At 40.6% G+C, this 7,956-nt stretch carries 9 protein-coding genes; 7 read left to right on the top strand and 2 right to left on the bottom strand.

The annotated features are described in order from the left end of the window. On the top strand, positions 1-733 hold a 733-nt coding region (locus Q1V93_RS16645; protein ID WP_300666214.1), incomplete at its 5' end, for an acetyl-CoA carboxylase carboxyltransferase subunit alpha. A gap of 79 nt (positions 734-812) precedes the next feature. On the opposite strand, the gene Q1V93_RS16640 is transcribed toward Q1V93_RS16645, so the two are convergent. Then, a complete protein-coding gene (locus Q1V93_RS16640) occupies positions 813-1,601 on the bottom strand; it encodes a hypothetical protein (RefSeq protein ID WP_300666213.1) in 789 nt (262 codons plus the stop codon). A 210-nt stretch (positions 1,602-1,811) separates the two neighbouring features. Between Q1V93_RS16640 and Q1V93_RS16635 the strand changes: the two genes are divergently transcribed. The 5 genes from Q1V93_RS16635 (at position 1,812) to Q1V93_RS16615 (ending at position 5,366) form a co-directional block, all read left to right on the top strand. Then, complete coding sequence (locus Q1V93_RS16635; RefSeq protein ID WP_300666212.1) at positions 1,812-2,720, top strand: DUF5777 family beta-barrel protein; 909 nt, start codon at positions 1,812-1,814, stop codon at positions 2,718-2,720. 155 nt (positions 2,721-2,875) lie between these two features. Beyond that, positions 2,876-3,415 (top strand): YceI family protein, encoded by a 540-nt coding sequence (locus Q1V93_RS16630; protein WP_300666210.1) that lies wholly within the window; start codon positions 2,876-2,878, stop codon positions 3,413-3,415. Positions 3,416-3,421: 6 nt separating this feature from the next. Then, positions 3,422-3,823, top strand: a complete 402-nt coding sequence (locus Q1V93_RS16625; RefSeq protein WP_300666208.1) for a hypothetical protein — start codon at positions 3,422-3,424, stop codon at positions 3,821-3,823. Between the two features lie 4 nt (positions 3,824-3,827). Next, positions 3,828-4,193: a hypothetical protein gene (locus tag Q1V93_RS16620; RefSeq protein WP_300666207.1), complete on the top strand. Its 366-nt coding sequence runs from the start codon at positions 3,828-3,830 to the stop codon at positions 4,191-4,193. A 297-nt stretch (positions 4,194-4,490) separates the two neighbouring features. Continuing rightward, positions 4,491-5,366: a choice-of-anchor V domain-containing protein gene (locus tag Q1V93_RS16615; RefSeq protein WP_300666206.1), complete on the top strand. Its 876-nt coding sequence runs from the start codon at positions 4,491-4,493 to the stop codon at positions 5,364-5,366. A 277-nt stretch (positions 5,367-5,643) separates the two neighbouring features. Here Q1V93_RS16615 and Q1V93_RS16610 read toward each other — a convergent pair whose 3' ends face one another. Beyond that, a complete protein-coding gene (locus Q1V93_RS16610) occupies positions 5,644-6,210 on the bottom strand; it encodes a hypothetical protein (RefSeq protein ID WP_300666204.1) in 567 nt (188 codons plus the stop codon). Between the two features lie 101 nt (positions 6,211-6,311). Between Q1V93_RS16610 and Q1V93_RS16605 the strand changes: the two genes are divergently transcribed. Further along, a complete protein-coding gene (locus Q1V93_RS16605) occupies positions 6,312-7,802 on the top strand; it encodes a hypothetical protein (RefSeq protein ID WP_300666203.1) in 1,491 nt (496 codons plus the stop codon). Positions 7,803-7,956 lie beyond the last annotated feature (154 nt).

Below are 7,956 nucleotides of genomic sequence, written 5' to 3'. Positions count from 1 at the left end.
CAACGCAATTACGAACAATACATTTCAAGAGCTTCACGGCGACAGAACTGTAAAGGATGACAAAGCAATGATCGGAGGTTTCGGATTGTTGAACGGAAGAACAGTAATGTTTATCGGGCAGCAAAAAGGAATCAACACCAAGATGCGTCAGTACCGTAACTTCGGGATGCCGAATCCGGAAGGATACCGTAAAGCATTGCGTTTGATGAAACTGGCTGAAAAATTCAACAAACCGATTGTAACGTTTATTGATACTCCGGGAGCATTTCCGGGACTTGAGGCGGAAGAAAGAGGTCAGGGAGAAGCAATTGCACGCAACATTTATGAAATGATGCAGTTGAAAGTTCCTGTAATCTGTATCATCATCGGTGAAGGGGCTTCTGGTGGTGCATTGGGAATCGGTGTCGGAGACAAAGTTGTGATGTTGGAAAACACTTGGTATTCGGTTATTTCTCCGGAATCCTGTTCTTCTATTTTGTGGAGATCATGGGAATACAAAGAGAAAGCTGCCGAAGCACTGAAATTAACCAGCTCGGACATGAAACGCCTGAAACTGGTTGATGACGTGATCGAAGAACCGTTAGCAGGTGCTCACAGAGATCAGGAAGCAAGTTTCCAAAATGTAAAAGCAAAAATCATTCAATACCTCGCTGAATTGGATCCTAAAAAACCGGAACAGCGTGTGGAAGAACGCATTGAGAAATTCAACTCAATGGGTGTTTGGAACGGATAAGTATCACATTCAGATAATCAAAAAGACTGCTTTCGGGCAGTCTTTTTTGTTGGTTATTGTTTATATGATTCAGGTGGTGTTATTCCCACGTATTGACCGTATTTTCATTATTGAGATCAATCACCAATACCACTTTCAGTGCTTTTTTAATATTCAGTGCCTTTTCATAAACCGCTTCAACCGAATAGTTGTTCACGATCGTATGGTCCTGCCATGCTCCTTCAAATAAGGATTGATTCACAATCCGGACGCGGTGCCCCCCTTTCGGAACCTTTACGGTAAATACCCCGCCTTTACTTTCAGTCGATTCGGGAGAAACTCCTAATTCAACGTCATCGACAAAAACACGCATTTTCGAAGGATGATCGTACCCGGCCTCAATATTCACAAACTTCCAGTTCACACTCAAAGCATAATGTTTCCCTTTAAAACGCGGTGTTTTTTTCGTCCACTCATTTCCCTTCAGATCGAACCGTACAATGGATACTTCAGAACTATTCAGATCAAACTGAATCTGTATCCTGGAAATCTCCTTCGCATTCAGATCAAACGCACAAACGGCATCAATACTGAATTCATTTTCAAACGAATGCTCAACCCATTGCCCATTGTAATAAGCTTCATTCACCAAACGGATCTGATGTTCCTTTTTTGAAAGTCGCAATTCGTAACTCCCCCAAACACTTTGCAAACAGGTCTTCGAAACCGGCATTTCTTCTCCGTCTACAAACACTTTGCATCTGTTCAAATGATCATACCCCGCTTCTATTCCATTGAATTTCCATTCAAGAACAACGGAACGATCCCTGGAATAAGACCTCAGAAAAACAATCAGACAAAAGAAAATCAATAAGCCGTTTAGTTTCATATCAATTTCATTATTACAAACTTAGTCATTAAATCAATGGTGGAAATACTGCAAATGACGTATTTTAGGAATCCCAGAATAGCCATTGTTTCCTATCGGCGAAGTAGATTATTTCCGATAACGCATTCCAACCATCTATTCAATCCTGTATTAGAATCTTAGTTATATATCAGGGTAAGTATTATCTTGCAAAAAAAGAAACCAACAAATATGATTCATAAGATACTCTTTATGGGAGCAGCCTTGAGCTTTGCCAGTTATTCGATCGCTCAGGAAACGGACACTACCGCAACAGAAGAAACGGTAGAAGACGACAACCTGGTTGAGCAAACGTTTCAATCCACACGCATCGTAAGTGCTCATTCGGTGGAATGTTTGCGTAAAGGAGTTTTGGAATTCAGAGTGGAACACCGCTTTGGCGACATTGCAGGAACGAATGGCGGAGTTCAAAACTGGTTCGGATTCGATAATTCAAGTGATATCCGCCTCGGGTTTGAATACGGAATCACCGATCACCTGATGATTGGAGTTGGAAGAAGCAAAGGAACCGGAACACCCTACCGTTCGTTGATTGATGGTTTTGCGAAATACCGCATTCTGCAGCAGAAGAAAAAAGGAATGCCGATTTCACTGGCGGTTACAGGAAGTATGTTCTATACCTATATGAAAGCATTGCCGGATATTTACGCCGTTGGGCATTTCCCGAAACAGATAAACCGTTTTTCGTATTCAGCACAGCTAAACATTGCCCGCAAATTTGGAAATCTGGTGAGCCTGGCATTGATGCCGACTTTGGTTCATCGAAACTATGTAGCAGCAGATGACCAGAACACGCTCTTTGCACTTGGGGGAGCAATGCGCTGGTCGATTACACAGCGTTTGGGAATCATGGTAGAATACCACCAGGTTTTCCATGACAAAGGAATGCGCACAAACAATTTTAACAGCCTCGGATTTGCAGTTGAATGGCTGACATTCGGGCACAACTTTACAGTCTATCTGACAAATTCCCGTGGATTCGGAGAATCTCAATTCATTACCAATACTTATGATAATTGGTTGAAAGGACAATTCAGGATCGGTTTTTGCATCGGTAGAAAGTTCGAATTCGGACAGTAATAATTAAACGTTGAAAAGGTAAACGTGTTTAAAATCAAATTTGAACATTTGAACATTTGAACATTTGAACATTTGAACATTTGAACAAAAAAATCCTGAGCTTGTCGAAGGATGAATATTTGAATAAAAATAATAACGTATAAAAACACTTGATTATGAAAAAGGTACTTTATCCCGCTTTAGCTGCATGCATTTTTGTTAGCTCGGCATTCGTGACACTTACTTCAGTAAACGACTACGTTTTCAAAGAAGATTTTACCATCGCCTTTAAGAGTAAAGATCCTTCAGGTGAATTCAAAAAAGCAAAAGGAACCATCAAATTTGATGCAAACGATTTAAGCAATTCAAAATTTGATATCTCTATTGATGTGAGTTCTATCAACACCGGAAATTCCATGCAAAACAAAAAAGCACAGACTTCCGAATGGTTTGAAGCATCAACGTATCCGTCCATTAAATTCGTTTCGTCAAAAGTGGAAAAATCAGATGACGGCTACACAATCACCGGGAAATTAACCATGAAAGGAGTCACAAAGGAGAAAAAAATTCCTGCAACGGTTACCAAATCAGGAAGCGATCTGACTTTCTCAGGGAAGTTTACAGTGAATCGCATTGATTACGGTGTAGGACATAAAAGCGACGCCGTTCCGGATATCATGAACATTTCTTATTCCATTCCGGTAACTCAAAAATAACGGTCTATGTTTAAACGTCTTTTTTTCTTAGGGATTACAGCCGGATTGTTTTCATCACTGATTTCATGGGTTTATTCAATCATGTACACCAAAATCGCTGATTTCACAGAACATTCCGGTTACTTTCACCTGCTCTCTTTTTCGATGATGATTACCATCGGAATCAGTATTCTCGGGGCAGTTGTTTACCGATTGATCAAGAATCAGTCATTGGCTTCGTTTATCATTCACCTGGTTCTTTCAGGCATTTCCCTTTCGCTGGTTTTTTATGTTTTCAAAATGGATGATCCGGTCTTTAAAAACGAAGATTCCATGGCAATGATAGATTATTTCAAGGGTTATATGATTCCTTTCACATTCATTCCTGCGCTTTCATGGCTGACATTCAAACCTCTTTTTATTAAATAAACGCATGAAAAAAAACAGTTTCATCATACTCACATTCAGTAGCACAATCATACTTTCATTGGTTTTTACAAGCGGGTGCAGCAAAGACAAAGCTCCTGCAGCAATGATCGGTGCAACTTGTTCGGACACAATTTCGTTTGCTCATCAGATTGCACCGGTCATTCAGGATAAATGTTCAAGCTGTCATGGAAGCGGTGCAGGAACAAGTCCTGTTTTATCAAATTACCAGGAAATTGCTGATCAGGCAGATAATATTCTGGGCGCATTGCACGGAACGCCGCAATTAATGCCTCAGGGAGGCCCAGCCCTAGAAGATTCTCTGATTCAGCAATTTGACTGTTGGATCAAACAAGGGAAAATGAATAATTAAATCGTGATAAAAAATAATCCCGCTCCGGAAATTCATAATTTATCACGGCAATTTCATAACAACAAACAGTACTTACATCACTAAATTTGAAACAATTACAATACGACTAACAAATTACCCGGTAGAAAAAACTACCTCATGATGATGTAAGCTAAATTCCCGTTTCGGGTAATTCGACAGGAAATACGTTGAACGGAACACCCCAATGAACGCCTCAAAAAGGTCCAATCTCAGAAGATTCTCTGATCCGGCAATTCAACTGTTGGATTAAACAAGAAAATGAATAACTAAAACATTATGAAAAAAAGCTACTTTTTTATTGGTTTACTTCTCGCATCAGGAATCCTGGTGAGCTTTTCAGGGAAGGAAAACATCCAAAACGTAAAGAAATACACCCGATACTTTCACCAGCTGAACGCAAACGGAAGTGTTGGTGGAAAAACCGGAGCTCCCGGAGATGCAACCTGCACACAATGTCATTCCGGGACAGTACAAAGTGGTTCGGGATTCAATATTGTGACGTTGACACATGGTGGAAATCCTGTTACGGAATACGAACCAAACACCACGTATACAGTAAACGTTAGCATGTCGACAACCAATCCGAAAAACGGATTTGAAATTGTTGCTTTAAACCCGGGCAATACCATGGCAGGAAGTTTTGCCATTACGGATGCAACACGTACCAAAACGATATCTGCGCTGGGAAAAACACGCGTAACACATAAATCTGCAGGAACAGCGGCTACCAGCTGGAGTTTCAACTGGACATCGCCGGCAACAAATGTAGGGGCGGTAACATTCTACCTGGCAACCAATCAAACGAATAGCAACAACGGAGATACCGGAGACATTATCCGCACTTCTCAGCATCCGTTCGGGTCGCAAGCCGGAATCCAGGAAAGTACCGCAAAAGTAGAAACAAGTATCGGCTACCTGGCAAGCACCAATTCATTGAACATTCAATTGAACAGCAAAGTAGACGGAATAGCATTTGTGAACGTTGTGGATTTAAACGGTAAATCTGTTTTCACTGAAAACCTCGGAAGTGTAAGTGCCGGAGAAAGCTCGCTTTCAGTTCGTTTGAACCAGGAATTGAATAGCGGAATTTACATGGTAAACGTAGCCGTTGATAACAACATGATTGCCAAAAAAGTCTTTATTTCCAAATAAGAACGAGCACTGCTCGTGATGATCGCAAGCATTGCTTGATGAGAAGAATCAAACGTTCGCGCAACTGTCTCAACTCTCCGGAGATCATTTAACGAAGGTTTAGTCAGCCATCAGTTAAAGCTTGTTCAATTTCTCAATTTCTTTGTGCCCTTTGCTTCTTTGTAGTTTATTTTCAACGCAAAGAAGTTGAAGGGCGCAAAGTTTTTAATATTCAAACAGTCCTGTAAACAGGATTAATTCGTAATTCGTAATTCGTAATTCGTAATTCGTAATTAAATCAGCCGATTCGTCTCTGCACCAACTCATCCACGCGTTCATAAAGCTGTGTCGGAGTACTGGTTCTCCATTCAATATCCTCCAGGTCGCCGCCCATGACGAAATAATGATCTACCCGCGCTCTTTCAAATTCACTGATCACATGGTCGTGAAAATTGATCAAAGCAATCCAGCCGTCTTCCACTTCATCAAACCATTCTTCGTAATAGCAATCGTCTGAATAATGGTAATTCAGAACATTCTCACCGATCAGGATGAACTTATTGATTCCATGCCCCATGATTTCCTCAATCACATTCCGCTTGAGCGTCATGATATCATTTTCGATTGCGTCGTTCCATTCGCCGATGAATTCCATAATCGCATACCCTTCTTCATAATCCACAAAAAGGATTTTCGTGAACAGCGTTCTTGAACCGATATTATCCCATTGAGGATGGATCAGGAAATTGTAAATCCGGTCCGTAAACTCAAATTCACTGTACTCCCGATCGTAAAATGGCGAAAGAGAATCTTCAGAAGCGATGTATAAATGTCTCCAATTAAAATATGGCTCAATAAAATGCACGAAATCAGCGTTTTAATTTTGGAATAAAAATTGCAAATATGAACTTCGAAATTAAAAAGAAAGTCTACATTTGAGGCTCATTTTGTAACAAAAATTTACCTATGAAAAAATACAATAAAACACTAATAGTCAGTATCTTTGCTTTTAGTGGTATTTTACTATTCAGCTCTTGTTCATCCGATTCGAAAGAACGTGATGCTGCAGAAGCAACTTCCGCATTGATCGAAGGAAACGAAAAGATCGTTGCCTTTGGCCATGTGAATGCCATGAACCTCCTGAACAACGCCGATTACAAAAGCATCCCGAAAGTGAATACCATTCTGGGAAGTGTTTTAGGAAACTGGAAAAAAGGATTGGAAATCGACAAACCGATTTACTACGCATTGGAAGCTCCTTTCGGACACGATGCAACTCCCGAAACGGTTTATGCATTGATCAACATCAAAAACAAAGACAGCTTGTCTTCCATTATCAGTGAAATGGGATACGCTTTGGAAAAAGAAGGCGATATTTCTTTCCACCAGGAAGATGATGTGACCTTCGGAATCCGCAACAAAATCCTGATCATTATCAGCAAACCGGGAGATTACGATGGAAAAGCGAAAATCAAAGAAGCTTTCGATCTGACTTCCGGAGATCTTTCCGAAGGAACAGCACACGAGATCGTAAAACAAACCGGAGATATCGTTTCCGGACTCAGCATTGACCGCCTGTTGAATACTTCCAACACGGAACTGGCTAAGTTACCTGCCACCAAAAAAGAAGAATTGGAAAAGCTGGTAGATAACGCATTTATCAAAACAGTCGCAAACTTCAAAAACGGGGAAGCAACGATTGAAGCAACAAACATCTTCTCGGAAGAATTGAAAGACAAATTGTTCTTTAAAGACAAAAACGGAAATACATTGGTAAGCAAACTCGGAGGCGGAACTCCGTGGATGGGTATTGCAATGAACCTGGATTTGAGAAAAGGAGAAGATTTCCTGAGCACTTATTTGCCGGATGCAAAGAAACGTTTGATGGGTGGTTTCCCAGGCGAAGCGAAATTTGCCCTTTTGGCTCTTGGTGAAAATCCGTTTTCAAAATTGTTCTCAGGTCAAGCCGGAATGATTATGAACGGAGATGCTAAATCCACAATGGGAATGGAATTGGAATACAACAGCTTCCTGGGCTTAGGTCCTAAAGGAGATATTCTGCAAAAATTGATTGATGAGCAGTTTTCTGCATTCGCTACCAAAAAAGGCGATACGTATACACTTGGTCAATTGCGCATCAAATCTACCCAGAAAGGAATTTATGCTTCAAGCGGGAAGGAAAATTCAGGAAAACTGAACCTGCCTTCTTACGTGAAGAATTTCGGAGAAGACAGCTTCTCGATGTTCATTGCTTTCGAGAAAATGGACGTTGCAAGCATGGAATTGGATGATGAAGCAAAAGTGATCGAAATCCTGCAGTATGTAACGATCAATGCAAATCGCGACGGAGCGAAAATGGTCATTGCAGCGAAGAACAAGAAAGTGAATATTCTGAAACAGGCAACTGATTTCTACGCAAAACAAATCATGAGTAAAATCGACTCCATGGGAGTTTAAGAAATTCAAATACGTTTAAGGAGGTTATCGTCAGCGGTAACCTCTTTTTTTTGCTTATTTTTTCGTACCTTGTAAAGACCAAACTCCTTTGTGCGGGAATTTAGATGATCATTCTGAAAATCAGCTGCGCCCTTGGTATCTTCGCGGTTTAATA

The organism is Fluviicola sp. (genome assembly GCF_030151805.1).
GTDB lineage: Bacteria > Bacteroidota > Bacteroidia > Flavobacteriales_D > Crocinitomicaceae > Fluviicola.
This window is presented reverse-complemented; position numbering and strand designations above follow the sequence as displayed.

Bases quoted from the DNA above. Each gene is read 5' to 3' on its own strand.
- Q1V93_RS16640 (WP_300666213.1), bottom strand. From the start codon at position 1,601: ATGAAACTAAACGGCTTATTGATTTTCTTTTGTCTGATTGTTTTTCTG.
- Q1V93_RS16635 (WP_300666212.1), top strand. From the start codon at position 1,812: ATGATTCATAAGATACTCTTTATGGGAGCAGCCTTGAGCTTTGCCAGT.
- Q1V93_RS16630 (WP_300666210.1), top strand. From the start codon at position 2,876: ATGAAAAAGGTACTTTATCCCGCTTTAGCTGCATGCATTTTTGTTAGC.
- Q1V93_RS16625 (WP_300666208.1), top strand. From the start codon at position 3,422: ATGTTTAAACGTCTTTTTTTCTTAGGGATTACAGCCGGATTGTTTTCA.
- Q1V93_RS16620 (WP_300666207.1), top strand. From the start codon at position 3,828: ATGAAAAAAAACAGTTTCATCATACTCACATTCAGTAGCACAATCATA.
- Q1V93_RS16615 (WP_300666206.1), top strand. From the start codon at position 4,491: ATGAAAAAAAGCTACTTTTTTATTGGTTTACTTCTCGCATCAGGAATC.
- Q1V93_RS16605 (WP_300666203.1), top strand. From the start codon at position 6,312: ATGAAAAAATACAATAAAACACTAATAGTCAGTATCTTTGCTTTTAGT.